This window comes from Streptomyces sp. B21-105, assembly GCF_036898465.1.
In the GTDB taxonomy this organism is placed as follows: domain Bacteria; phylum Actinomycetota; class Actinomycetes; order Streptomycetales; family Streptomycetaceae; genus Streptomyces.
This window is the reverse complement of sequence record NZ_JARUMJ010000001.1, coordinates 7,757,269-7,782,783: the sequence shown is the minus strand read 5'-3', so window position 1 is coordinate 7,782,783 and position 25,515 is coordinate 7,757,269. Positions and strand designations below refer to the sequence as shown.

Genomic DNA, 25,515 nt, shown 5'->3' with positions numbered 1-25,515 from the left:
CACCGGGATCGCACGCGCACCGCAGGCTCCTTGCCTGCAGAACAGCGTCACGTCACCACTGTCCGCATCAGGACGCACCAGGGGCATGGGCCATCAGTCCCTACCGACGGACAGACGGTCCCCGGGTTCGGACCCGGCCGTCCCTCCAAACAGCCCTCTGAACCGCCTTGCGCGAGCGGCTCACGCGAAACGACGGCTGCGATCGGCCGTCCCCGCGGGAGCCGGGAGGGGATAGGGCCGACTGGCCCTATCCCCTCCCGGCTCCCGCGGGGACGATGGACTGATGTCCCAGAACGACGCCTTTCGCTCACTCGACCGGCAGGAGTGCCTGCGGCTGCTCTCCAAGGTGCCGGTCGGCCGCGTGGTTTACACCAGGCAGGCGCTGCCCGCGGTCCTCCCCATCAACTTCTCCCTGGACACGGACGCCTCCGTCCTGCTGTGCACCTCGCCGGACTCGGACCTCGTACGCGCCATCGACGGCGTCGTGGTCGCCTTCGAAGCGGACGAGTTCGACGCGGCAACCCGGTCCGGCTGGAGTGTGGTCGTCACCGGACGGGCCACCGTGGTGACCGAGCCCGCCGAGCACGAGCGCCTGTCGCAGGACGGCCCCATGTCCTGGATGCCCCTGCAAGAGGCCGTGTACGTGCGGATCGAATCCGAGATGGTCACCGGCCGGGAGCTCAACGGGGCACGCGGCAATCCGTGAGGAGCGGCAGAGAGGGCCTGGCCACGGTCCTCGATCTGCGCGGGCCACGATCGCCCGCCGCGTCGTGGGGGTGGTGGCAGCGGATGTGCCGCACCGCCCCAGGTGCCGCCCGTCGCGGCCGTCTGGCGTCCCGCCTTGTGAAAAAACACCAGCCGTCCGGGCCTCCAGGACGCGAACGAGACCGTCGATTTCCAGCTGGCTGACGGAGCCGTCCTGGGGCGGCGGCTCGCCGACAGCACTGCCTCAAGACCGCGGCCCCGGCACAGAGCAGGGCCCGTGCGGGGATCGCGCCGGTGTCCCATACGGGCTGGAGCGTGATCGTCACCGGGACGGCGCCCTTGGAACGTGGCCCGCCGGCGGCGCGCTGACTCCCGGACCGGTGGGCAGGGGGGCTACGTCGTGCGGATCCGGCCTGACCTGGTGACCGGATACCGTCTGCTTCGACCGCCCGCGCCATGGGCCCCGCAGGCAGGGGGGAGAGGGCGGCCGCCTCCCGCCGTCAGAGCGCTCAATGGGTTTCCGCCGGGAGACGGCCGCCGCTGGAGTGGGGCCGTCTACGACGGCCTGCGCCGCCTGGGTTCGGCGTCGGGCTCGGCGGCCTCCAGGTTGGCCAGCAGTTCGGCCTGACCCGCCAGTACGCCGGACAGGATGGTGCGCGCGACCCGCAGCAGCTCCGCCACCTGCGGACTGGCCAGCGAGTAATAGACGGCCGAGCCCTCCCGGCGGGGGATGACGAGGTTGGCCCGGCGCAGCACGGCCAGCTGCTGGGAGAGGTGGGCGGCTTCGACACCTACCTCACCGAGCATTTCGGAGACCGCGTGCTCGCGCTGGCTGAGGAGTTCCAGCACGCGGATCCGTACGGGATGGCCGAGGGTCTTGAAGAATTCCGCCTTCAATTGGTAAAGCGGCGCGCTCACCGCGCACTCCCCACTCCCGTAGAGACCGCCGGAGTGCCGGACGGCCGCTGTCGTGCGTGCACCGTGCATCGCATCCACCCAAAACTCTTCGTCATGGGGACATCCTCGCGCCCTCACTCTCACATGATGACCTCGTGAATTGCTCATATTAGCAATTCGGCAATCCGAGGAGGTTGGGGTTCGGTGCGCATCCCACGACTGCCCGGCCCCCGCGCAGCGCCGGTCCTCACCGGTCGGCTGGGTGCTGGCCCAGCGCGAGGGCCCACTGCATGTCGATCGGGACGCCGCGCTGGACACTTTGGACTCGGCCCCGCGGGTGGGCGCCCGGTGCCGACAAACAAGGTGGTCTCGTCCACGACCGAGGACAGGACCACCTGGGTCTGCGTTCAGTCCGCGATGTCGACGGGCCGCTCCGTCAGGACTTCTTGACCACGCTGGACTTGAGCTGCATGGGGCCGAATCCGTCGATCTTGCAGTCGATGTCATGGCCGTCCACCCCGTCCACGAGGCGGATGTTGCGCACCTTGGTGCCGGTCTTGATCCCGGACGGGCTGCCCTTCACCTTCAAGGTCTTGACCACCGTCACCGTGTCGCCGTCGGCGAGCACATTGCCCACCGCATCCCTGATCACCCCGTCCTCGGCGCTGCCCACCGGTTCTGCGACTGCGGGCGACCACTCGTGGCCGCACTCGGGGCAGACCAGGAGCGCGCCCATCTCGTAGGTGTACGTGCCGGAGCACTCGGGGCACGGCGGCAGCGTCTCGGTCACATCGCTCATGGTCTTTCCTTGCCTTGGTTCTTCGTGTGCATCACTTACATCAGGCTTCATATCGCCGCGGCGGGCTCGCCGGGCCACGCGTCCCTGCACCACTGGCGCTGCTCACCACGGCCCGGTGAACGGCGAGGGCGGCGCACAGTCCAAACGCACGGGGATGCAGGCGGGCCGACTGGGTCACGGCCACCTGGCCGCCGGCCGACCAGCCACGCAGTGCGGTCAGGTCCAGGATGACGCCCGGCGCCCGGGCCAGGACCCAGCCGATCGCGCCGGTGAACCGGGCGGCCGCCTCGGGGCCCAGGTGCCCGGCCAGGGAGAGAACACCCGGGCCGGGGTGGGTGGCGTTGCGCCACTCGATGGTCATCCGCTGCCGCCTCGATCTTTCACAGGGGGAGGGTGATCCAGATGCTTTTTCCCTTGCCGTCCGCGTCACCGCGGATGACGGCGGTGCCGCCCAGGCCCAGGGTCAGCTCCATGACGGTGCCCAGCCCGCCGCCGCCCGTTCCCGTCACCGCGGCGAACAGCGCGGGCTGGTAGGGGTGGCGATCGTGCACGGCGAACGCGAACGTGTCCGAGCCGGCCGCGTAGATCACGGTGACGTTCGGGGACAGACTGGCGGCGTGCTGGACGCTGTTGGTGACCAGCTCGGACAGGATCAGCAACGCCGGATCCACCGTGGGATGCCGTCGGCTGATGCCCCACTCGGCGAGGACCTGCTCGGTGGTCTCGCGAGCGATCCGTACCGCCGAGCCCATCGCCGGCAGGGTCAGCACATGCCGCAGGGGCAGGGTTTCCAGTTGGGCGCTCATCGGGCGGCCTCGGCGTGGGCCAGGCGGAACCCTGCCACCGCTTGCGGGCGCATGCGGACCAGGGTGTCGTGCGGGTCGTGCGCCCAGCCGGGCAGGATACGGCGGTAGTGAGCGGTGAGCGACGGCCGGCAGGCCAGAGCGGCGGCCTGCGCGGGAGTACGGACGATCAGACGTCCGTACTCCCGGACATGGACGGTCGGGTGGACCACAGGCATCTCACGCCGCACATGGACCATGCTCCCCTGGGCGGCGCCTTGGAGCAGCCCCAGCGCCTCGCTGCCGGAAACCTCAGTCGTGCGGCGGGAGGGAGTGCTCATCGGGAAGCCTCTTCGGTGACACGGATGCCGGGCAGAAGTCCGGCCCGGTGCAGGTGGGCGCGGGCCTCGGCGATGGCCTCCGGCGTGGTGGCGTACTGCCGTCCCTCCAGCTGGAGCAGGTCCAGGACGCCGACGGACTGCAGGGCTTGGTGCTGGCCGGGGCGTATCCCGGAGGTCAGCACGGCGATGCCGCGCCGGTTGAGCTTCTCCACCGCGTCCTTGAGGACCAGGGCGCCGGTGGCGTCCAATGTCGTGATCCGCGACATGCGCAGGATCACCACGCGGACGTCGGCCACCTCGCTCAGTTCCAGGAGGAAGCGGTGGGCGCCGGCGAAGAACAGCGGCCCGTCGATCCGGTAGGCGACGATGTGCTCGGCCAGCAGGGCGTGCTCCTCCTCACTGTGCTCACCGGGTAGATCGGCCTTGAAGTCCACTTGATCCATCCGGGCCTGGTCGGCGACGGCCCGCAGGGCCAGGGCGCCGGCCACGACCAGGCCGATGACCACCGCGTAGACCAGGTCCAGGGCGATCGTGGCGACGGCCGTCAGGACCAGGACGATCGCGTCCGAGCGGGTCGCCTTCACTATCGCCCGCAGTGCGCCGACCTCGACCATCCGGATCGCGGTCGCCAGCAGTACCCCTGCCAGGGCGGCGAGCGGGATCTTGGAGACCAGCGGGGCGACGGCGAACACGATGACCGCGAGAACGGCGGCGTGGGTGAGCGCGGCCAGCCGGGAGCCCGCGCCGGTGCGGACGTTGACGGCGGTCCGGGCGATCGCCGCGGTGGCGGGGACGCCGCCGAACAGCGGGGCGGCCAGGTTCGCGATGCCCTGCCCGAACAGCTCCTTGTCCGGATCGTGCTGCTGGCCCACCGTCATCCCGTCCGCGACCGTCGCCGACAGCAGCGACTCCAGCGCGGCCAGCGCGGCGACTGCGACAGCTGGGGCGAGCAGCGAACCCACCGCGGACAGGTCGAGGAAGGCCAGGGAGGGGGCGGGCAGTCCGGAGGGCAGCTCGCCGATCGGCTGGGCGGCGTCCAGGTGGAAGAGCTGGGACACGAGGGTGGCGGCGATGACCGCGACGATCGAGAACGGGATGGTGGGCCACCACCGGGCCCCGAGCAGCATCACGGCTGCCACGGCGAGCGCGAGGATCACGGCGGTCGAGTTCGGCGCCTTCACGAACTCCTCGATCGCCCGCCAGGTCACCACCAGGACCTTGTCGCCCTCCGGCTTGGCCACCCCCAGCGCGTTCGGGATCTGCTGCAGTGCGATGACGCAGGCAATGCCGAGGGTGAAGCCCTCCACCACCGGCGCGGGGATGTAGCGCATGTACCGGCCGGCCTTCAGCAAGGCCAGCGCGATCAGCAGCACACCGGCCATCAGCCCGACCGTCAGCACTCCGCCGGGCCCGTACCGGGCGACGATCGGCACCAGCACGACCGTCATCGCTCCCGTAGGGCCGGAGACCTGGAGGTTGGAGCCGCCGAACAGCGCCGCCAGGGCACCGGCCACCACGGCAGTCGCAAGTCCCGATGCGGCTCCGAGCCCGGAGGAGACCCCGAAGCCGAGCGCGAGCGGCAGCGCCACGATGGCGACCGTGAGGCCGGCGAGCAGATCCCGGCGCGGGTTGCGGGCCATGAGTGCGAAGTCGGCGCGGGCAGGCAGCAAGGAGCGCACCCGGCCCACGGCCTGGGTGAGGAACGTACTCACGGACTCCCGACCTCGGCTTCCCGCAGCTCTTCCAAGAGTTCGTTCCGCCCGGCCAGCATCTCGGTCAGGATCCGGCGCGCGGCCCGCAACAGCTCCGCCACATCCCCGCCTGCCAGCTCGTACACCACGGTGGAGCCGTCACGGGCCGAGGTGACGATGCCCGAGCGGCGCAGGACCGCGAGCTGCTGGGAGAGCCCCGAGGGCTCGATCTCGATCGCGGCCAGCAGGTCACGTACCGGCATCGGCCCACCCTGCAGGAGCTCGAGTGCGCGTATGCGGACCGGGTGCCCCAGCATCCGGAAGAACTCAGCTTTGGCCTCATACAGCGGAACCGGCACGGCCTGGGACTCCCTTCACCACCCCGATAGCTCGGGGGTGTCGTCTGGCGCCATGCCCGCGGCCACTTGCGGACATAACCAACACAGCATGTAGTGAATTGCAGAATTTCGCAATTCACGGATTTACGCATATCCGATCCGCAGGCCAGGCCGTTCAGCGCCGCAGCTTCAGACTGGCCTGCCGTCTGTCGGCCCGCCCCCGGGCAGGTACTGGGCGCGGTGCATCGGGTCGGTAAGCGGCAGCGTTCGCACCGGCGCCGAACGGACCTCCAGCACCTGGCGGTCAGGGCCCAGGCGGAACCGCCAGGGCTCGCGTGCTGTGGATCGACGGGGCCGTCACGGCCGCCGCCAGGAGCGCCTCCACGGTGGCCGCGTCCGGCAGGACGTGGGTGTGCATGCTGCCTCCTCGCTTCTCTTCGTGGCCGCGGGTCAAGTGGCGGGCAGGGCGGTGGCCAGCAGGACGACCCCGAGGGAGCCGACGAGAGAGACGACCGCCAGGGCCCGGGCCAGGTCGGCGCGGCCTTTGGCGTGGGCGATGCCGTGTCCGGCCGCGGCGAGCATCACCACCACGAACAGGGCGAGTTTGGTCGCCAGGGTGCGGCCGTAACCGGGTTCGGCGAGGGATGCCCAGGTGACTCCCCGGTGCCAGGCCATGGCCCAGCCGGTGGCCAGCTGCACGGGCAGGAACACCACCCCGGTCAGCATCCCGAACCGGCGTCCCGCCGCGGCGGTGAAGCGGTCCTTGGCCTCCGGGTCGAGCAGGTGGCGGGCCAGCGGCAGGATCACCAGGGACAGGGCCAGTTGGCCACCGACCCACAGGGCGGCGCCGGCCACGTGCGCGAACCGCACGAGGGACCACCAGCCGACGGTGTCCACTACTCACTCACCTCCACCATGCCGTGCGCGCCGGCTTCGGCGTGGCGCATGTCGTGGTCGACGAACGCGTAGTGGCCAGCCCCGGGGAACGTCGTCTCGACGAAGCCGCCCTGCGCCGTGGCCAGGTCCAGCACCTGCGAGCCGCCCGCCTGGTCCGGCTTGAGCAGGTAGGCGCCCTCCTTGTACACGGTGTCGAAGACAGTGCCGACGAGGTGGAAGGCGATGCCGTCGCTGGGACCTGCGGCGATGACCCAGAAGCGGGCCCGCTCGCCGGCCTTCACGTTCAGGGGCCGTTGGGTGTACTGGTTGGCGATGCCGTTGAACGCCCAGGCGTCCGGGGTGTTCTGGCGCATCTTGGTCACTTGGGCGGTGCTGCCCGGGGTGCCGAGGTAGAGCTCGGAGGAGACCAGCACGTACTCGTGGTCAACCTTCTTCAGGCCGGGCGGGTCGATGATGACGGCGCCGTACATGCCGTTGCCCATGTGCTGGAGCATCGGTGCGGTGCTGCAGTGGTACAGCCATGCCCCGGCCTTCTCGGCTCGGAAACGGTAGACCAGGCGCTCGCCGGGCTGGATCGTGCGCATGGGGCGATCCGGGGCGAGGGAGCCGGCGTGGAAGTCGATGCCGTGGCCCATGGACGGGTCGTCGTTGACGAGGGTGACCTCGAAGACGTCGCCGACCTTTCCGTGCAGGGTGGGGCCGGGTGCGGTGCCGCCGAACGTCCACATCTGCTGCTTCACGCCCGGGGCCACTTCGACCGTGGTGTGCGCGGCATGCAGTTCGACCTTGTGGACCGTCCCACCGGGCGCGGGGGTGAGATCGGCGGTGCGTGGCTGCCAGCCGGAGGAGAAGTCGGCGGAGAGATCCAGGCCGCCGCTGTCGGCGGCGGCCGATGGGTGTCCCTCGTGTCCGCTGCTGACTGTTGCCGTGTCGTCCTTGACGACGATGTCCATGGTCATCCCGGCCGCCTTGTGGCCCGGCAGGGTGCACCACGCCTCACGGTCCTCGGTGACCTGCCCGAGGTCGAGTACGCGGGTGTGGCCCTTGGCGAGCATGGGAGTGGACGGGCCGTCCTCGACCTTGAGGTCGTGGCGCTGGGCGTCGGTGTTGGTGACCTTCAGCCGCAGGTCGGTCCCCGCGGCGACCTCGACGCGGGCCGGACGGATGCGCATGTCGGCCAGGGTGACGGCGACCGTGCGGGTGGTTCCAGCGCCCGCACCCGCCGTCCCGGCCGCGCTCGTCCCGCCGCTCGTGTCCCCACCGCTGTTGGCCACGAGCACGGCCAGCACCGTCACTACGGCGCCCACGGCGGTGCCCCACACAGCGGGGCGTCGCGCCACACCGGCTTTGTCCGCGTCCTGGAGGAGCCCCCGTGCGCTGCGAACGAGCACGCGCAGGGCCAGGGCGAGGAACGCGGCCCCGGCCGCGCCGGCGAGCAGCATGCCCACTGTGCCGAGAGGGCCGGGCAGCGGAAGCGCGAGCAGGACTATGCCGAGGTTGAGCACGACGAGCCGTGGCGCCCAGCCCCGCTCGAGTACCGCCCGCAGCGCGGCTCGTTCCTTGGGACCACTGGCCAGCACGATGGGCAGCAGGTAGGTGAGGGCACCGATGAGGACCTGCGCTACGAGGCCGACGAGCAGCACCGGGACCAGTGAGCCGATGTCGTCCTGTATCTCGCCGAGCGGCCGTGCGGCCAGCACCACCAGGTCCACGACCACGCCGACGACCAGCCATCCCGCGGCGGCGGCCAGCATCCACGCGGCGGCCGCCGAGATCGCGGGCCGTCGACGCACGGTGCGCGCGAACAGCTGCGCCGCGACGGCGACGCCGACCGTGTAGCCGGCGATGCCGAGTACGGCGGCGGGGCGCCATCCGGCCGTCAGCCCAGCGACCGCGGTCAGCAGGCCGCCCCCGGTCAGCGCCAGTACCCGTCGCGCCAGCCGGGTGGTGTTCTCGGCCATGCGGACGCCCAGCACGGTGGGCCAGAGCATGAACAGCGTGCCCAGCACGGGCAGTCCGATCCAGCCGAGGAGGGTGACGTGCACGTGGGCCAGCTTCAGCCCGGTGTAGTGCCCGGGTCCGGCTTTGCCGGTGGCCAGCAGCCAGCCCAGCACCGCGCCGATGATCAGTGCCGCCGCGGCGGCCCGGTAGTAGTCGGCGATCGGGGCGAGTCGTCCGCCCAGCGCACCCCGGCCCATGCGGACCAGCACCCCCAGGTGCGCGCCGACCGCGGTGACCAGCAGCACGCACCCGGCACCGGTCAGGACCGGCAGGTCGGCCCACACGCCGGTGAGCACGCCCGCGACCCCTGTGTTGAGGCCGGCCAGCCGGGCGTTGCTCCACCGCCGGTCGGGCAGCGGGGCGTGCAGCATGGCGACGGCGAAGTGCTCGCTCCACACCACGATGGCGGTGGTGGCGGCGCCGAGCAGGAACAGGTGGATGGCCAGCCAGCGGGCCACGGGCAGCGTCTGCTGGGTGCTCGCCGCCAGCAACGCGAGCACCACCCAGACCGCGACTACGACGTGTGCGGCCAGGTGCCGGCTGCGCAGACCGGACGCCTTGAACCTGCTGGGCGGTGGGCCATCGCCGGCACCCGGGTCATGGTTCTTGCTGTACATGGTGCTCCTTGCCGCCGGGGGCGCCGGTCGGGCCGGGACGAACGAGGGGTTCCGTGCCCGCGCCGCCGGACAGCAGTGCGGCCAGTTCCCGCTGGTGCGGAAAGGAGCCGGGAATGTAGCCACACCACGGCTCTTCGGCGTACGGGTCGCCGGTGACGCCGTAGGCGCGGGAGCGCGAACCGCCGCAGACCCGGCGGAACTCGCACGCCCCGCAGCGGCCGCCGAGCATGTCGGGGGCACGCAGGGCGGTGAACAGCGGTGAGGTGCGGTAGATCGACGTCAGCGGCGTCCTGCGGACGCTTCCCGCGCTCAGCGGCAGGAAGCCGCTGGGGTGCACGGTGCCGGTGTGCGAGACGAAGACGAAGCCGCGGCCCGCGTTGACGTCCAGCGGCGGTCGCCGTACCCGGCGCGTGGCGGCGTACAGGCCCAGGACCGCGGCCCGGTCGGTCAGCTCCCGGTTGAGGTCCCCGAGTCCGAGCACCGCCACGTGGTCGTCGCCGGCGTCGGCGAGGACCTGGCGTTGCAGGGCGACGCGGCGGAAGTGGTGGGCCTCGGTGGTCTTGGCGGGGATGGTCAGGCCCATGTCGTAGACGAAGTTGAGGACGTCTTCGACCTCGCCAGCGGTCAGCGCGCCGAGGGTGCGGCCGCGGCCGGTGGGCACGAGGAAGAAGGCGCTCCACAGCATCGCTCCGTGGTCGGCGACGAGGCGGACGATGTCAGGGAGGTCGTGCAGGTTGTGCCGGGCGACCGTGGTGTTGATCTGCACCTTCATGCCGAGGGCGCGTGCGGTGTCCCAGGCGTCCAGGGTCCAGCGAAACACCCCGGGCACCCCGCGGAAGTCGTCGTGGAGTGCGGCGGTGGAGCCGTCCAGGCTGAGCGAGAGCCCGGACGCGCCCGCGGCGTGCACGGCCCGCAACCGCTCCTCGGTGAGCGTCGGCGTGCCGGAAGGGGACACCGCCACCCGGATCCCGATCTCCCTGCCGTAGGCGATGAGTTCGGTCAGGTCGGGGCGCTGGAACGGGTCGCCGCCGGTGATCACGAACAGCGGGGCGGGCTGTCCGAAAGCGGCCACCTGGTCCAGCAGGTCCTTGGCGGCGGCGGTGTCCAGCTCCCGCGGGTCGCGGTCGGGTACGGCTTCGGCGCGGCAGTGGCGGCAGGCCAGCGGGCAGGCCCGGGTGGACTCCCAGATGACGATGAAGGGCCGGTCGGCCGCGTCGTGGCGCTGGCGGCGGATGGCATGGGGGGCGGCGCTCATCGCGCGGTCCTTCCCAGCGACCCGGGGCTGTGTCCGGCCGCCCTGGAGTCAGGGCAGACGAGGCGGGCGGCCGGACGGTGACCGGGCCGGACGGGGCGCGGCACCCACCGCGAGCGACAGCGGTGGAATCGGCCTCGAGGGCGGTCGATGTGGTGGTGCACGGGATACCTCCGGATCGGTCGCCGTCAGCATCCACCGGCGGGGGTGGTCGGCGCGGCGGCCGATGGTCTTCTCTGGCAGGGCCGATGGTCCCTCTTCGGAAAGGGGGGACTGGGCTGTCGGGAAGCCGACGCCCTGCCCGGGGACGCCCGCGAGCGGCCCTGTTCCCCAGGCCGGGCGTGATCAGGGGTGGTTCGGGGAGCGGGGTGCCAGGGCGTCCGCGGTGACCACCAGCGCGGCTCCCAGGCCGGTCAGTGCGGTGCCCAGGCCCGTGACCAGGGTGGTGAGGTGCCATGCCTGGTAGGCGGACATCAGCGAGGCGCGCAGGGACTGGCCCATGAACGCGGTCTGGCGCAACTTGGAGAGCTTCTCGTCGTCGCCTCCCGCTGCGTGCAGCTCCGCTGTGATCTCGGCATAGGTGCGGCCGCCGGTGGCGTGGGCGAGATTGCCCTTGATGAACTCGGCGTAGGCGTGCGCCTCGGGGCCGGTTTTTACGGGCCGGCCGGCGTAGGCGGCGAGTTCGGCAGGCAGCCCGCGCTCGGGGAAGGTGATCTTCTGGTCGGCCAGCTCGGCACGGATCTCCTTCCTGCCGCTGCGGCCGCGCAGCAGCATGACCGGTCCGGCGACCATCAGGGCCGCGCCGACCGTCCCGAGCAGGGTTCCGGCCCGACGGCGGGATCCGTCCATGACGTGTCCTTCCTTCTTTGCTCGTGTGCTGCGGGTACGGCGGCGCGAGCGCGCCGGGTGGAACAACGTCCGCGCGCCGCCTGGAGGTTGGAGTGGCTTTTGGATCAGCGGTGGCTGAGCCGCAGCCGCCAGGCTTCGGGGCCGCGCTCCAGGTACTCCACCGAGAACGTGCCGGGGCTGCGCTGTTCGATCTGCGCGAGCAGCGGCAGCGGGTCGTGCGGAGCGACCAGCACCATCGCGGTGCCCGCCGGAACGGCGTCCAGCGCGCCGAAGACCGTGGCGTGGCGCAGGGCGTGCGGCACCTCCCGCACGTCCAGTTCGGGTTCGGCCGTCTCCTCCGTGCCACCACAGGCGCAGACTCCGCCGCAGCCGCCCGTCTCCTCGATCTGCTCTTGCATGTCCTGTCCCTCCTTGATGTTCTGATCTCCTTGCGCGCCCGCGGCGGGCACGTCACTCGCGAGCCGGTGGTGCATGTCCGCGAGCAGCTCCGCCAGACAGACCTCGGGCGTCATGGCGAGCAGCGGCAGCACGAGGCCGTTCTCCTTGGCCACATGCTCCTCGAAGAGCACCTGCAGGGCCCGCGCGTCGGCCGCCGCCCCCGCCGGGCTGCGTGCGGCGCGCAGCGCGTCGACGAGCGCGGTCAGACGGCGGTGTTCGCCGATCAGGCTCTCGATCAGCAGACGGGCCTCGGGCATGCCGTGCGCGACGGGGTAGAGCACGGCTTCCTCCGCTGCCGCGTGCGGCAGCAGCGAGCGGCCGCAGAAGGTGACGAGACCGGCGTGGATCTTCTCGGCGGCGCCCGGGTCGCGGTCCACGGCCGTGAGCAGCATCTTCACTCGTCCGGCCAGCTCCCCGGCCAGGCGGGCGTGGTGCGCCTCCGCACCTTCAAGGGCTGTGGCGTCCTGAGGGTCCGAGGCGAGGGTGAGCACGCTCATGGTCGTGTCTCCAGCAGGTCGGGCCGGCGCGGCCGGCCGATGCGGGTGGGGATGGCATTCCGGGTGCCGGCTCTCGGGGCGGATGCCGCGTCCGGCCGCGGTGAGCGGCCGGACGCTCGACCGAACCGGGCGCCACGCGCCGTACGCGCTGCACCTGCGGCGGCCAGGGACGGGGGAATCGGCCGCCAGGCAGGCACGGAATGCGGTCGTACAGATGGGCATCTGCGGTTCGATCAGTGCCCAGCATGCACGCCGGGCGCAGTCGACGCCCCCGCCGACCGGACCCCAGTACGGGGACCAAAGGTCCCTGTTGCAACCGGCCAGATAGGGCCGGAAGGTCATCCGGCAGGGACCGCCAGCCCCAGGTGCACCATGGCCTGCGGCTTCTAGCGTTCCCAGCCATGGAGAACGATCAGAACGCACGGCGCCAGGCGTCGCCCACCGGTGAGGGCTGGCCGCTGGCAGCCCGCAGGCTGCTGACCCGCCGGGAGGTGTCCGCGGACGGGCGAGCGGTGTTCGGCGAGGGCGATCCGAAGTGGGAGAGTTTCTACCGGGACCGGTGGGCCCACGACAAGGTGGTACGTTCCACCCACGGTGTGAACTGCACCGGTTCGTGTTCGTGGATGGTGTACGTCAAGGACGGGATCATCACCTGGGAGCACCAGGCCACCGACTACCCGTCGATCGGCACGGACTGCCCCGAGTACGAGCCGCGCGGCTGCCCCCGCGGGGCATCGTTCTCCTGGTACACCTACTCTCCCAGCCGTGTCCGCTACCCGTACGTGCGCGGCGCGCTGCTGAAGCTGTGGCGCGAGGCCCGCAAGCGCCTCGGCGACCCGGTGGCGGCCTGGGCCGAGATCACCGGCGACCCGGCCAAGGCCCGCGCCTACAAGCGGGCCCGCGGCAAGGGCGGCCTGGTGCGCGCCGACTGGGACGAGGTCAGCGAGCTGATCGCGGCCGCCCAGGTGCACACGATCAAGGCATACGGCCCCGACCGCGTCGCCGGCTTCTCGCCCATCCCGGCGATGTCGATGGCGTCGTTCGCCGCCGGGGCGCGGTTCCACTCGCTGATCGGCGGCACCCTGCTGTCGTTCTACGACTGGTACGCCGACCTGCCCATCGCCTCGCCGCAGGTCTTCGGCGACCAGACGGACGTGCCGGAGGCCGCGGACTGGTGGAACGCGGGCTATCTGATCATGTGGGGTTCCAACATCCCCGTCACCCGCACGCCCGACGCGCACTTCCTCACCGAGACCCGCTACAACGGCACCAAGGTCGTCGCGGTCAGTCCCGACTACGCCGACAACGTCAAGCACGCCGACGAATGGGTCGCCCCGCACCCGGGCACCGACGGGGCGCTGGCGATGGCCATGGGCCACGTCATCCTGCGCGAGTTCCTGGTCGACCGCGAGGTGCCCTACTTCCAGGACTACATGCGCAAGTTCACCGACGCGCCGTTCCTGGTGACCCTGCGCGAGCACGAGCACGGTCTCGTCCCGGACGGGTTCCTGACCGCCGCCGACCTCGGACACGACACGGAGCACGCCGAGTCCAAGACGGTCCTCCTGGACGGGACCACGGACGAACCCGTGGTCCCGGGCGGCTCGCTCGGCTTCCGTTGGGGGGAAGCCGGGCGAGGCCGTTGGAACCTGGACCTGGGCGACGTCGTGCCCGAACTGAGCCTGCTGGAGCGGGCCGAGGAGACGGCCGAGGTCGCACTGCCCCGCTTCGACGAGGGCAGCACGGAAGGCGGTTCGGTCCTGGTGCGCGGGGTGCCGGTGCGCCGGGTCGGCGGCCGGCTCGTCACCACGGTCTTCGACCTGATGCTGGCGCAGTACGGCGTCGCACGCCCCGGGCTGCCGGGCAACTGGCCCGCCTCGTACGAGGACGCGTCCGAGCCGTACACCCCGGCCTGGCAGGAGACGATCACCTCGGTCCCGGCGGAGCAGGCGGCCCGCATCGGCCGGGAGTTCGCCCGCAACGCCGAGCGCACCAACGGCCGGTCCATGATCGCGCTGGGCGCCGGCACGAACCACTGGTTCCACTCCGACACCATCTACCGCGCCTTCCTGGCCCTGATCACGATGACCGGCTGCCAGGGCGTCAACGGTGGCGGCTGGGCGCACTACGTCGGCCAGGAGAAGGTCCGCCCGGTCACCGGGCAGCAGCACCTGTCGTTCGCCTTCGACTGGCAGCGGCCCACCCGGCACATGGCGGGCACCTCGTACTGGTACTTGAACTCCGACCAGTGGCGCTACGAGGCGTTCGGGCCCGACGAGCTCGCTTCCCCGCTCGGGAAAGGCCGGTTCAAGGGCAAGGCGTTCGCGGACACACTCGCGCAGGCCGTGCGGCTGGGCTGGACTCCCGGTCACCCCGGCTTCAACCGCAACCCCCTCGATCTGACCGACGAAGCAGCCGCTGCGGGCCGGCCGGTCGCCGAGCACATCGTGGACGAGCTGAAGTCCGGGCGGCTGCGGTTCGCCGTCGAGGACCCCGACGACCCGGCCAACTTCCCGCGCGTGCTGACCGTGTGGCGGGCCAACCTGCTCGGCTCCTCCGGCAAGGGCAACGAGTACTTCCTGCGCCACCTCCTGGGCACCGACGCGGCCGTCCGCTCCGAGCAGACCCCGCCCGAGGGCCGTCCGAAGGAGGTGGTGTGGCGGGAGGAGGCCCCCGAGGGCAAGCTCGACCTGCTCGTCACCATGGACTTCCGCATGACCTCCACCAGCCTGCTCTCCGACGTCGTCCTGCCGGCCGCCACCTGGTACGAGAAGGACGACCTGTCCAGCACAGACATGCACCCCTTCGTCCACGCCTTCACCCCGGCCATCGCCCCGCCCTGGCAGGCCCGCACCGACTACGACATGTTCCTGACGATGGCCGACAAATTCAGCGAACTGGCCGCCGACCACCTCGGCACCCGCACCGATGTCCTCGCGGTGCCGCTGCTGCACGACACCCCGGACGAACTCGCCCAGCCGGGCGGGGTGGTACGGGACTGGAAGGCCGGCGAGTGCGAACCGGTCCCCGGGCGGACCATGCCCAAGCTCGTGGTCATCGAGCGGGACTACGCCGCGATCGCGCAGAAGATTCGCGCCGTCGGCCCGCTGCTCGACACGCTGGGCACCACCACCAAGGGCGTCACCGTCCACCCGAACCAGGAGATCGACGACCTCCGGCACCGCAACGGCACCGTCAGGGACGGCACCGCCGCCGGACGGCCCTCCCTCGCCACCGCCTCCGACATGTGCGAGGCGATCCTCGCCCTGTCCGGCACCACCAACGGCCGCCTGGCCACCGAAGGCTTCCGGGAGCTGGAGCGGCAGACCGGCAGCGAGGGCCTGGTCGAACTCGCCGCCGAGCGCGAGGCCGACCGGATCACCTTCGCCGACACGCGCACCCAGCCCCGTTCGGTGATGACGTCGTACGAGTGGTCGGGCTCGGAGACCGGCGGGCGCCGCTACTCCCCGTTCGTGATCAACACCGAGCACAAGAAGCCCTGGCACACCCTCACCGGCCGCCAGCACTTCTTCGTCCAGCACGACTGGATCGCCGAACTCGGCGAGCAATTGCCCGTCTACCGGCCCCCGTTGAACACGCCCAAGCACTACGGCGACGAGCACCTGAGCGAGAGCGGCCGGGCCGAGGTCACGGTCCGCTACCTCACCCCGCACTCCAAGTGGTCCATCCACTCGAACTACCAGGACAACAAGTACATGCTCGACCTGTCCCGCGGCGGACCCACGATCTGGATGTCCACCGCCGACGCCGAGAAGATCGGCGTCAAGGACAACGAGTGGATCGAGGCGTACAACCGCAACGGCGTCGTCGCCGCCCGGGCCGTGGTCACCCACCGCATGCCCGAGGGAACCGTGTACATGTACCACGCCCAGGACCGCAACGTGAACGTGCCGAAGACCGAGGTCAGCGGCAAACGCGGCGGCATCCACAACTCCCTCACCAGGCTCCTGCTCAAGCCCACCCATCTCGCGGGCGGCTACGCCCAGTTCACCTACGCCTTCAACTACTACGGCCCGACCGGCAACCAGCGCGACGAGGTCACCGTCATCCGCCGCCGCAGCCAGCAAGTGGAGTACTGACATGCGAGTGATGGCCCAGATCGCGATGGTGATGAACCTCGACAAGTGCATCGGCTGCCACACCTGCTCGGTCACCTGCAAGCAGACGTGGACCAACCGCACCGGTGTCGAGTACGCCTGGTTCAACAACGTCGAGACCAAGCCCGGCGTCGGGTATCCGCGCCGCTACGAGGACCAGGAGCAGTGGAAGGGCGGCTGGATGCTCGACAAGCGCGGGCGCCTCGTCCTGCGCTCCGGCGGCCGGATCAAGAGGCTCCTGTCCCTGTTCTCCAACCCGGACCTGCCGTCCATCGAGGACTACTACGAGCCCGTCACCTACGACTACGACAACCTCGTCAACGCCCCGGCCGGCAAGGACATACCCGTCGCCCGCCCCCGCTCCGTCCTCACCGGCAAACCCACCGCCATCACCTGGGGCGCCAACTGGGAGGACGGCCTCGGCGGCGCCCCCGAGAACGCCGGCGGCGACCCCAACTTCACCGGGGAGTGGGCTCAGAAGGTCAAGTTCGAGTTCGAGCAGACCTTCCTCTTCCACCTCCCCCGCCTGTGCGAACACTGCCTCAACCCGGCCTGCGTCTCCGCCTGCCCGTCCGGCGCGATGTACAAGCGCGTCGAGGACGGCATCGTCCTGGTCGACCAGGACCGCTGCCGCGGCTGGCGGATGTGCGTGACGGCGTGCCCGTACAAGAAGGTGTACGTCAACCACGCCACCGGCAAGGCCGAAAAGTGCACGTTCTGCTTCCCGCGCATCGAGGCCGGCCAGCCCACCGTCTGCTCCGAGACCTGCGTCGGACGCCTGCGCTACCTCGGTCTGCTGCTGTACGACGCCGACCGCGTCGGCGAGGCCGCCGCCACCCCGGACGAGAAGGACCTGCTCGACGCCCAGCGCGGCGTCTTCCTCGACCCGCACGACCCCGCCGTGATCACGGCGGCCCGGGAGGCCGGCATCCCGGAGGACTGGCTGGACGCGGCCCGCCGCTCCCCGGTCTACGACCTCGTGATGCGGTACAAGGTGGCGCTGCCGCTGCACCCGGAGTACCGGACGATGCCGATGGTCTGGTACGTGCCCCCGCTCTCCCCCGTCCTCGACGCCGTCGACGCGGCGGGCGGAAACCAGGACGACCCCGACCACGTGTTCGCAGCCGTCACCCGGCTGCGCATCCCGCTGGAATACCTGGCGGAGCTGTTCACCGCCGGGGACACGGATGTGGTCGCCGGAGTGCTGATGAAGCTCACCGCGCTGCGCTCATATATGCGTGAACGCACCCTCGGCGAGTCCGGCGACGAGGCTGCGCTGAAGGCCGTGGGCCTCACCCCCCGCGAGGCGGAGGACCTGCACCGGCTGCTCGCCGTGGCCAAGTACGCCGACCGGTACGTCGTCCCGGCCGCGCACAAGGAAGACGCCGCCGCGCTGACCGCGATGGAGAACCGCTGCCCGGTCGAGTCGTCCGACGCCGCCGAACCCCGCAAGATCATGCTCGGCATCCCCACCCTGCGCCGCCGCTCGCCCGAAACCCCCGCCGGAGGCCGTCCGTGAGCCCGCTGCCCTCCCCCAGAGCTGAACGCCTGGGGGGACCCCCATCGATCCCCGCCCTCGTCCGCACCCGCGTCCGGGCAGCCATACGCCGCCCGTCCCGCCTCACCCCCGAGGAAGCCCAGGCACGCACCCTGCTGCTGCGCCTGTGCTCGCTGCTGCTGCAGTACCCGGACGCCGAACTCGCCGCCGCCCGCCAGGTGCTCACCGCCACCGTCGAGGCGCTGCCGCCCTCGCCCGCCGCCGAACACCTGGCCGACTTCACCGCCTGGCTCACGGGTCAGGAGACGGAGGCGCTGGAGCGGCACTACGTCGAGATGTTCGACCTGCGCCGCAAGAGCAGCCTCTACCTCACCTACTACCTGCACGGCGACACCCGCCGCCGCGGCATGGCCCTGCTCACCCTGAACCAGCGGTACAAGGCTGCCGGCTGGGACATCGACGGGGGTGAACTGCCCGACCACCTGCCGGTCGTCCTGGAGTTCGCCGCCCTCGTAGGCCCAGGGGGCGGCGAGGCACCGCTGCGCCAGCACCGGCGCGGCCTGGAGCTGATCCACCGGGCACTGGCCGACGCCGACTCGCCCTACCGGCACGTGCTGGCCGCGCTGCTCACCCTGCTGCCGCCGCCCACCGAGGCGGACCGCGCGGCGGTGGCCCAGCTGGTCGCCGAGGGTCCGCCGAACGAGGAGGTCGACCTCGATCCCTACGGGACGTACGGGGAGGGGGAGTTCGCCCCGCCGGGCACGTTCGTGCCACCGATGGCCGCTCCGCCGACCCGTGTGCCGCCCGCCGACCCGACCACCAGCCGTATGGAAGGCACCCGATGAGCACCGCACCCCTGTCCCCGTCGGCCGCCGCCTCGGCGAGCGGCACCGACCTCCTGCTCTGGGTCGCCATCCCCTACATCTGCCTCGCCGTGTTCGTGGTCGGGCACGTCTGGCGTTACCGCCAGGACCAGTTCGGCTGGACCACCCACACCAGCCAGCTCCTCGAACACCGCTGGCTGCGCTGGGGCAGCCCGCTGTTCCACCTCGGCGCCTTCATGGTGATCGCCGGCCATGTCGTGGGACTCGCCATTCCCGACTCGTGGACCGAGGCCGTCGGCATCAGCGAGCACGCCTACCACACCACGGCCGTCTGGGCGGGATCGGTGGCGGGCGTCGCCATGGTCGCGGGCCTGGGCATGCTGTGCGCCCGTCGGCTTCTGACCCGCCGGATCCGCCTCGGCACCGACCGCAGCGACAAACTCCTCTTCCCCCTGCTGTCCGCCACCGTCCTGCTCGGTATCACCGCCACGGCCGCCCACAACGTCTTCGGCGCCGGCTACGACTACCGCTCCACCGTCTCCGTCTGGTTCCGCGGCCTGTTCGTCCTCCAGCCGCACCCGGAGGCGATCGCCGGCGCCCCGCTGCTGTTCCAACTGCACGCCCTGACCGCCTTCCTGCTCTTCGCGGCCTGGCCGTTCACCCGGCTGGTGCACGTGTGGAGCGCCCCGATCGGCTACCTGGCGCGGCCGTACCTGGTCTACCGGCGGCGTGCCGCACCGGCGTCAGCCCCGACGGCAGACGGCCGGACCCGGCCGGCCTCCGGCTCCCGGCGCGCCGCATGAGTCATGGACCCGTGCTCGCGCCGGACGCCACGACCATCCGGCGCCGGCACACAGTGGGCGCGAGCCGCCGAACGGGATGGGTGATGGTCCTCACCGGGACCGTCGGCTGGCTCGCCTCCTTCCAGCTCACCGTGGACGACTGGCGGCTCCTCAAAGACCCGGCCTACCGACCTCCGTGCAACATCAGCCCCGTCGTCAGTTGTGGCAGCGTCATGTCCAGCCCGCAGGGCAGCCTGTTCGGCTTCCCCAACATGCTGCTCGGACTGGGCGCCTTCTCCGCCGTGATCGCCCTGGGCATCGCCGTACTCTCCGGAGCGTGCCTGCACCGCCGGCTATGGCTCGCGCTGGACGCAGGGGCCCTGGTGGGGGTGGTGTTCGTCCACTGGCTGATCGGGCAGTCGCTGTACGAGCTCAACAAGCTCTGCCCCTACTGCGCCGTCGTCTGGGCGGTCACCATCGCCCTGTTCTGGTATGTCACCCTGCACTGCCTGGAACAGGGAATCGTCCCCGTGCGCCGGGGCGTGCTGGTGCTCGTCCGGGACACCCACTGGGTGCTCCTCGGCGCCTGGTACGGGGTGATCGCGCTGCTCGTCCTCACCCGCTTCTGGCCGTACTGGAGCAGCCTGCTGTAGCCGACCACCGCGCCAACCCGTTCACCGGCACAGGAATGAAAGAACGACGATCATGGACGACGTACTGCAGGAGTGGACGGCCGCTCTCAAGGCCGACCTGTTCATCGACCTCGAAGTCGACCGCGCCCTCCTCCTCGCCCTCGCGGGCGATGCCGCTCACGGCGTCGCCCGACCCGCCGCCCCCCTGACGACCTTCCTGGTCGGGTACGCGGCAGGCCAGGCGGGCGGCGGTCCTGACGCGGTGGCCGCCGCAGCCCGGCGAGCCGGCGAACTCGCCGCCCGGTGGTCCGCTGAGACCGACCAGAGCCTCGGCCCCGGGGCCGTATAGCAAGACCTCCCGCCACCAGCCACGCCCAGAACCCCGGCGCCCCTCACCTTGCAGACAGTTGGCAAGGTGAGGGGCGCAGCGGCTTGCGGCTGAGCCGGCGCGGTCAGGAGGACGCCTCGGGGGAGTCGCACAGCCGGCCGAACAGGCTTGCCGGTGAGGCCGCGTTGCGGACTTCCCGCAGACCGGGATGGCGTCGCCGCAGCTGACGCTCCAGCCGCTGATGCAGCGTGAACCAGGAGGCGGGGCAGTCGTGGCAGGCGCCGCCGAGACGGACCGTGACGACGCCGTCGCATACGCCGACGAGGTCGATGCTCCCGCCGTGGGACCGCGCGAAGTCACCCATCTGTCCGGCGAGAACCTCGCGTGCCACCCCGTACAGCAGCGCGTCGTCATCGTAGGCGGCGCTGCTGGTGACTGGGATCCATCCGTCGGGGTCGCCGAGGGCGGTGTGCAGCGCACCGCGAACCCTGGCACCCTCCTGGGACCAGGTGCGGCCCGCACCGAGGCTGGTGACGACGGCCTCGCCGTCCAGGGTGATCTGAGCGAGGGTGCCGTCGGCCAGCAACGCTGCCAGCGGTTCGGGTACCTCCGTGAGTGGGCCGGTGCCGGTGAGGTGTCCGGCGGGGATGATCCAGCGCAGCCGGTCGGACCGACCGGGCACCTGCTGGGGGTGTATGGGGATCATGGCCGCGGCTCACCCGCCCAGCAGAACGGTGACCGTCCGGGCCAGGTAGGCCATCAGCCAGGCCAGCACGGTCAGGTAGGTGAAGGCTATGGCCGGCCATCTCCAGGTGCCGGTCTCCCGGCGCAGGACCGCCACGGTGGCCATGCACTGCAGCGCATAGACGAAGTAGACCAGCAGCGCGGCGATGGTGGGCGCGGTGAACACCGGCTGTCCGGCGCGGGGCCCGTCGGGGTAGGTCATGGCCTGCAGGGCCTGTGCCGGCTCTTCGGGATCCTCGGCGGCGGCGACCTGACCGAGGGTGGCGACGAAGGTCTCGCGGGCGGCCTGTGCCGACAGCACGCCGACGTTGATGCGCCAGTCGAAGCCCAGCGGGTCGAAGACGGGAGCCACCGCCCGGCCCAGGCCGGCGGCGTAGCTGTGGTCGACGGTGTAGGCGGACACGGCCGTGGGGTTGGTGGTGTCCACGCCTGCCGCCTGCATCTGCGCGGCCGTGTGCAGCGGCAGGTTCAGCAGCAGCCACAGGACGATGCTGGTGGCGACGATGACGGTCGAGCACTTGCGCAGGAAGGCGCGCGCGGAGGACCACATCGCCACCAGCACCGCGCGCGGGGCGGGCAAGCGGTAGGGCGGCAGCTCCATGAAGAACGGCACCGGTTGGCCGTGGCGGTCGCCGAGCTTCTTGAATGCCCAGGCGGCCAGCATCGCGGAGACGGCGCCCAGCAGGTAGAGACCGAACATGACCAGGCCCTGCGCGCCGAACGGGCCGACACGCACGGACGGGTCGACCAGCAGGCCGATGAGCAGCACGTAGACCGGGAGCCGGGCCGAGCAGGTCATCAGCGGTGCGGCCATCATGGTGGCCAGGCGGTCCTTGGCCGAGGGCAGGGTGCGGGTGGCCATGATGCCGGGGATCGCGCAGGCGAACGAGGACAGCAGCGCCACGAAGGCCCGGCCCTCCAGGCCGAAGCGGGCCATCACCCGGTCCATCAGGAACGCCGCCCGCGCCATGTACCCCACTCCCTCCAGCAGGGCCAGGAGCAGGAACAGCAGCACGATCTGCGGGACGAACACCAGCACGCCGCCGACCCCGCCGATGAGAGCGTCCCCCAGGAGCCCGGACAGCCACGGATTGCCGATATGGGCGTCCACCTGGCCCGACAGCCAAGCGAACAGGGACTCCACCCCGCCCTGCAACGGGGAGGCCAAAGTGAAGACGGTCTGGAAGAACAACGCCATCACCGCGAAGAACACCGCCGTGCCCCACACCGGATGCAGCAGCACCGCGTCGACCCGCTGGGTGACCCGGTGGCGCTCGGGGGGCCGGTAGCCGGCGTAGGCCAGCACCGATTGCGCCCAGGCGTCCCGCTCGCCCGGCTCGATGGGCGGTGCGACGGCCGGGATCGGCCAGGTGCGCCAGGTGGTGAGCTGCTCGCGCAGCCGCGCGATGCCGTATCCGCGGTGGCCGATCACGGGCAGCACCGGCACGCCGAGCGCCTCGGCGAACGCGTCGAGGTCCAGGCGGCCCTGACGTCGGGCCAGTTCGTCGGTGAAGGTCACCACCACGCAGGCCGGCAGTCCACGGGCCAGGACCTGGGCGACGAATCCCAGGGAGCGCGCCAGCGTGGTGGCGTCCGCGACGACCAGCAGCGCGTCCGGCCGGTGCGCACCCTCCAGCCGGCCCTCCAGCACATCGACGGTGATCCGCTCGTCCGGGCTGATCGGCTCCAGGCTGTAGGTGCCCGGCAGATCCTCGATCACATGCCGGTGCGGGCCGGTCCGGCAGGTCCCGACGAACCGGGACACGGTCACTCCGGGGTAGTTGCCGGTCTTGGCGCGCAGGCCGGTAAGGCCGTTGAAGACGCTGGTCTTTCCCGAGTTGGGGGCACCGACCAGGGCGATCCGGGGCGCCCCGGTCAGGGTCGCGTCCGCGCCGCCCGCAGCATGGCAGTTCGCGCTCACCTCGTCTCCTCTCCGATGTGAACGCACGCAGCCTGCGCCCGGCGCAGGCACACCTCGTAGTCCTTGACCCGGTAGAGGACCGGGTCACGCAGCGGCGCCCGGCGTACCACCTCCACCACCGCGCCCGGGGTGAATCCGAGGTCGTGCAGCCGGCGGACAACGGTGGGCTCACCGTCGGCGGCAAACCCGATCACCGCGGCACGGGCGCCGGGAGCCAGGTCCGCCAGAGAGAGCGGCGGGGCATCCATGACGGTGAACCCCAGGCCGCCTGCTTCGTCGAATACCCCATCTGTGCGACTCATGTGTGTCTCCGCCACATCGCGCCGGGCAAGTCCGCCCAGCAATCGATCACCGACAAAGGTGAGGCTAGGCTTTCCTGCATGGGGAAGGCGTGGGGCTTGTGACCCTCAGGCATGGGCCTGCCGGCCCCATCAAACCGGACCACACGGCCCACAGCAGCGAGCTGGCCTCAAACCCGCAGGCATACGTCAAGGACGCACGGGGCGAGTTGCGTGAGGTCGGTGTCGCCGAGGTGGGGCAGAGGAGCAGCGGTTGCAGAAGGCGACCGTGGCGGAGCGGAACCTCTCGGCGGCTGCTGAGCCGCGGCAGACAGTGACCCGTCGCGCCGGCCGACGGCCGGGTTGCCGCAGGAGGGCGCAGCGCTCGGCGTCGTCGCCGAGCAAGCCGGGTACGTCCGGCCGGCCGGGACGGGTGTGGCAGGCGGCCGAACGGTGACCGAGCCGGAAAGGCACCGCTTCCAACTGCGGCCTCAAAATTTGGAGAACGCGCAGCCGGCAGATGGAAGCGGCGGTCCGTGGCCTTGCCTCCTCCCGTTCGGTCTCGAAAGCAGCTTCTTCGAACCCCAGAAGGCGGCACTCGGGCCGAACAGTCCCTTTTCCGAGGGCTGTTGGTCCCGTGCAACGGGCGACGACCAGGACCGTCCGGCCCACCCACATCAGGCGCTTCGGCCGGGCACCGCATCAGGAGCCGGTCGTAGCGTTCACCCGCATGACCGACGCCCGGCCGTGTGCCCGGCCGTGATCAGCGCACCAGCGCCGCTGCCACCATGGGCGGCAGCACGTCGCACAGGTCGGTGACCCGGACATGGCCGGCGTGGTGCGCGGTGAACTGCGCGACGGAGAGGTCCAGGGAGCCGAAGGACTCCTCGAACACTCGGCGGGCGTGCGGCGTGCGGTCCAGCGCCCAGGCGGCCGTCGCCCTGGAGGTGCGCAGGAAGCGGCCGGGCTCGGGTCCGACGACGAACAGTTCGGCGCGCCGGCTCGTGCGGTCGGCGGCAAGCATGACCAGATCCTTGAACGTCTGCCGCTTGCGCATGGCGTCCGCGCCGCGCCACCGCGCCAGTTTGAACTCGGCCACGCGCCGGTTCGTCTCCAGGTCGAACGGTCGGCGCGGATCGTTGCCGGCAGCCAGCGAAGGACGTACGGAGATCTCCTCCCCCTCCTCCAGGAGATGAGGCAGCGCCAAAACGATCCCGGCCGCATGGATGAGGTCGTTCAGCCGGCCGAGGCTCTCACGCACGGTCAGCGCAGCCACCATCAGGTCGGGACTGATTCCCCGAGTGGCGGCCAGGTCACCGACCTGTCTCGCGGGCCTTCCCGCCAGGTCCCGCTCCAGTGAGGCGATGGCCGCGGTCAACGGCTCGGCGCCAAGGAAGTCCGCCAGCAGCGCCACGGCCTCACCCAGTTGAGGAGCATCCATGCCATCGCCCACGTCGTCTGTCATGAACGGCATTGTGCCCGGCGGCGCTTCGGCAGCCGGGCCCGGCCGGCTCTTGCAACAGGGCCGATCGGCCCTCCCAAGACGACCCCGATGGTCTCTGCCGCCATCGCTCGCCGATCCGTCACCGTAGCGGTGTGATGTTCAGGTCCGTCATGCCCGGAGGGATGCACACATGCTGATACACGGTGGCAGGGTGTTGCTCTGGCGCTGGCGGCGCAACTTGCTCAAGCGGCGCTCCGACGTCGCCGAAGCCTGGATCGGCGTCGCAGCAGCGGCGCTGCTCCTGCTCATGGTGCCCGCGGTGGGCGTGGTGACGGCTGCCGTGGGCGAGCGCTCCGCTCTCGACCAGGCGCATGTCCTGCATCGCACTGCAGCGCGCCTCGTCGAGGACGCCCCCGCGACGCCGTCACGGTTCTCCGGGATGGCAGAAGACCACGTGCGGACGACCGTGCGGTGGACGACCCCCGACGGCTCCCCCAAGACCGGTGAGGCCCCAGTGGCAGCGGGCAGCAAGGCGGGCTCCTACACCACGGTGTGGCTCGACGACGCCGACCGCCTCCGTCCCGCACCGCCCACCCCCGCCCAGGCCAGGTCACAGGGAGCCGCCCTCGGCGCGGCCGCCGGGGCAGGTGTGTGCGTACTGGTAGTGGGCGGCTGGTGGGTCGCCCGGGTACGGCTGGATGTGCGGCGCATGGCGCGGTGGGAACGCGCCTGGGCCGAGTTCGACGCCAACCGGGGACACCGGCACGCGTAGAACGCCTCCAACTGCGGGGCCCGCACCGCCGCCGAGGGGACGGAGCAGGGCCAGGTGCAGGCGGACAGCG

General features: G+C 71.3%; 23 protein-coding genes and 1 pseudogene. 8 read left to right on the top strand and 16 right to left on the bottom strand.

Annotated elements, in window-relative coordinates; translation table 11 throughout:
* The first annotated feature begins 283 nt into the window (after positions 1-283).
* Complete coding sequence (locus QA802_RS34875; RefSeq protein ID WP_123994593.1) at positions 284-706, top strand: pyridoxamine 5'-phosphate oxidase family protein; 423 nt, start codon at positions 284-286, stop codon at positions 704-706.
* A gap of 554 nt (positions 707-1,260) precedes the next feature.
* Here QA802_RS34875 and QA802_RS34870 read toward each other — a convergent pair.
* The 12 genes from QA802_RS34870 to QA802_RS34815 all read right to left on the bottom strand — a co-directional run bounded on the left by QA802_RS34870 (position 1,261) and on the right by QA802_RS34815 (position 12,104).
* Positions 1,261-1,623, bottom strand: a complete 363-nt coding sequence (locus QA802_RS34870) for an ArsR/SmtB family transcription factor (protein ID WP_123994594.1) — start codon at positions 1,621-1,623, stop codon at positions 1,261-1,263.
* A gap of 415 nt (positions 1,624-2,038) precedes the next feature.
* On the bottom strand, positions 2,039-2,392 hold the full coding sequence (locus QA802_RS34865; protein ID WP_327722635.1) for a zinc ribbon domain-containing protein YjdM: 354 nt from the start codon (positions 2,390-2,392) through the stop codon (positions 2,039-2,041).
* A gap of 49 nt (positions 2,393-2,441) precedes the next feature.
* Positions 2,442-2,762, bottom strand: coding sequence for an anti-sigma factor antagonist (locus tag QA802_RS34860; protein ID WP_216827026.1), 321 nt, complete (start codon positions 2,760-2,762; stop codon positions 2,442-2,444).
* A gap of 19 nt (positions 2,763-2,781) precedes the next feature.
* Positions 2,782-3,207 (bottom strand): ATP-binding protein, encoded by a 426-nt coding sequence (locus QA802_RS34855; protein ID WP_123994595.1) that lies wholly within the window; start codon positions 3,205-3,207, stop codon positions 2,782-2,784.
* On the bottom strand, positions 3,204-3,524 hold the full coding sequence (locus tag QA802_RS34850) for a pyridoxamine 5'-phosphate oxidase family protein (RefSeq protein WP_334531298.1): 321 nt from the start codon (positions 3,522-3,524) through the stop codon (positions 3,204-3,206). Before QA802_RS34850 ends, QA802_RS34855 begins: the two co-directional genes overlap by 4 nt.
* Positions 3,521-5,164, bottom strand: coding sequence for a SulP family inorganic anion transporter (locus tag QA802_RS34845; protein WP_443042311.1), 1,644 nt, complete (start codon positions 5,162-5,164; stop codon positions 3,521-3,523). Before QA802_RS34845 ends, QA802_RS34850 begins: the two co-directional genes overlap by 4 nt.
* 68 nt (positions 5,165-5,232) lie before the next feature.
* Positions 5,233-5,574: an ArsR/SmtB family transcription factor gene (locus QA802_RS34840; RefSeq protein ID WP_123994598.1), complete on the bottom strand. Its 342-nt coding sequence runs from the start codon at positions 5,572-5,574 to the stop codon at positions 5,233-5,235.
* Positions 5,575-6,003: 429 nt separating this feature from the next.
* Positions 6,004-6,450, bottom strand: coding sequence for a hypothetical protein (locus tag QA802_RS34835; protein WP_327720262.1), 447 nt, complete (start codon positions 6,448-6,450; stop codon positions 6,004-6,006).
* Positions 6,450-9,068 carry a multicopper oxidase domain-containing protein gene (locus tag QA802_RS34830; RefSeq protein WP_334531288.1) on the bottom strand — a complete coding sequence of 873 codons (2,619 nt, stop codon included), beginning with the start codon at positions 9,066-9,068 and terminating at the stop codon, positions 6,450-6,452. The genes QA802_RS34835 and QA802_RS34830 overlap by 1 nt, the downstream gene beginning before the upstream one ends.
* Positions 9,049-10,323 (bottom strand): TIGR04053 family radical SAM/SPASM domain-containing protein, encoded by a 1,275-nt coding sequence (locus tag QA802_RS34825; protein WP_334531286.1) that lies wholly within the window; start codon positions 10,321-10,323, stop codon positions 9,049-9,051. Before QA802_RS34825 ends, QA802_RS34830 begins: the two co-directional genes overlap by 20 nt.
* Positions 10,324-10,665: 342 nt before the next feature.
* Entirely contained in the window at positions 10,666-11,169 is a 504-nt protein-coding gene (locus QA802_RS34820) for a hypothetical protein (protein WP_334531283.1), read from the bottom strand.
* A 104-nt stretch (positions 11,170-11,273) separates the two neighbouring features.
* Positions 11,274-12,104: a DUF2249 domain-containing protein gene (locus QA802_RS34815; RefSeq protein WP_334531280.1), complete on the bottom strand. Its 831-nt coding sequence runs from the start codon at positions 12,102-12,104 to the stop codon at positions 11,274-11,276.
* A 401-nt stretch (positions 12,105-12,505) separates the two neighbouring features.
* On the opposite strand from QA802_RS34815, the gene QA802_RS34810 reads away from it, so the two are divergent.
* From QA802_RS34810 to QA802_RS34785, 6 genes and pseudogenes are all read left to right on the top strand, one after another.
* On the top strand, positions 12,506-16,204 hold the full coding sequence (locus tag QA802_RS34810; protein ID WP_334531277.1) for a nitrate reductase subunit alpha: 3,699 nt from the start codon (positions 12,506-12,508) through the stop codon (positions 16,202-16,204).
* A 1-nt stretch (position 16,205) separates the two neighbouring features.
* A complete protein-coding gene (gene narH / locus QA802_RS34805; protein ID WP_319064189.1) occupies positions 16,206-17,741 on the top strand; it encodes a nitrate reductase subunit beta in 1,536 nt (511 codons plus the stop codon).
* Positions 17,738-18,565 (top strand): nitrate reductase molybdenum cofactor assembly chaperone, encoded by an 828-nt coding sequence (narJ, locus tag QA802_RS34800; protein ID WP_334531272.1) that lies wholly within the window; start codon positions 17,738-17,740, stop codon positions 18,563-18,565. The genes narH and narJ overlap by 4 nt, the downstream gene beginning before the upstream one ends.
* A complete protein-coding gene (narI, locus tag QA802_RS34795; RefSeq protein ID WP_334531270.1) occupies positions 18,562-19,347 on the top strand; it encodes a respiratory nitrate reductase subunit gamma in 786 nt (261 codons plus the stop codon). The genes narJ and narI overlap by 4 nt, the downstream gene beginning before the upstream one ends.
* Positions 19,344-19,979, top strand: coding sequence for a vitamin K epoxide reductase family protein (locus QA802_RS34790; protein WP_334531267.1), 636 nt, complete (start codon positions 19,344-19,346; stop codon positions 19,977-19,979). Before narI ends, QA802_RS34790 begins: the two co-directional genes overlap by 4 nt.
* Positions 19,980-20,040: 61 nt before the next feature.
* Positions 20,041-20,307 (top strand): annotated as a pseudogene (locus QA802_RS34785) (DUF6457 domain-containing protein); the annotation flags it as partial.
* Between the two features lie 103 nt (positions 20,308-20,410).
* Here the strand turns inward: QA802_RS34785 and QA802_RS34780 are convergent.
* The 4 genes from QA802_RS34780 to QA802_RS34765 form a co-directional block, all read right to left on the bottom strand.
* Entirely contained in the window at positions 20,411-20,992 is a 582-nt protein-coding gene (locus tag QA802_RS34780; protein WP_327720252.1) for a NifU family protein, read from the bottom strand.
* A gap of 9 nt (positions 20,993-21,001) precedes the next feature.
* Positions 21,002-22,951, bottom strand: a complete 1,950-nt coding sequence (feoB, locus tag QA802_RS34775) for a ferrous iron transporter B (RefSeq protein WP_327720251.1) — start codon at positions 22,949-22,951, stop codon at positions 21,002-21,004.
* The gene (locus QA802_RS34770; RefSeq protein ID WP_216827027.1) at positions 22,948-23,253 is read right to left on the bottom strand and encodes a FeoA family protein; all 306 of its coding nucleotides are present in this window, start codon (positions 23,251-23,253) and stop codon (positions 22,948-22,950) included. The genes feoB and QA802_RS34770 overlap by 4 nt, the downstream gene beginning before the upstream one ends.
* 739 nt (positions 23,254-23,992) lie before the next feature.
* Complete coding sequence (locus QA802_RS34765; RefSeq protein ID WP_327720250.1) at positions 23,993-24,694, bottom strand: PE-PGRS family protein; 702 nt, start codon at positions 24,692-24,694, stop codon at positions 23,993-23,995.
* 169 nt (positions 24,695-24,863) lie between these two features.
* Here QA802_RS34765 and QA802_RS34760 point away from each other — a divergent pair, with 169 nt between their 5' ends.
* Entirely contained in the window at positions 24,864-25,445 is a 582-nt protein-coding gene (locus QA802_RS34760; RefSeq protein WP_327720249.1) for an Rv1733c family protein, read from the top strand.
* Positions 25,446-25,515 lie beyond the last annotated feature (70 nt).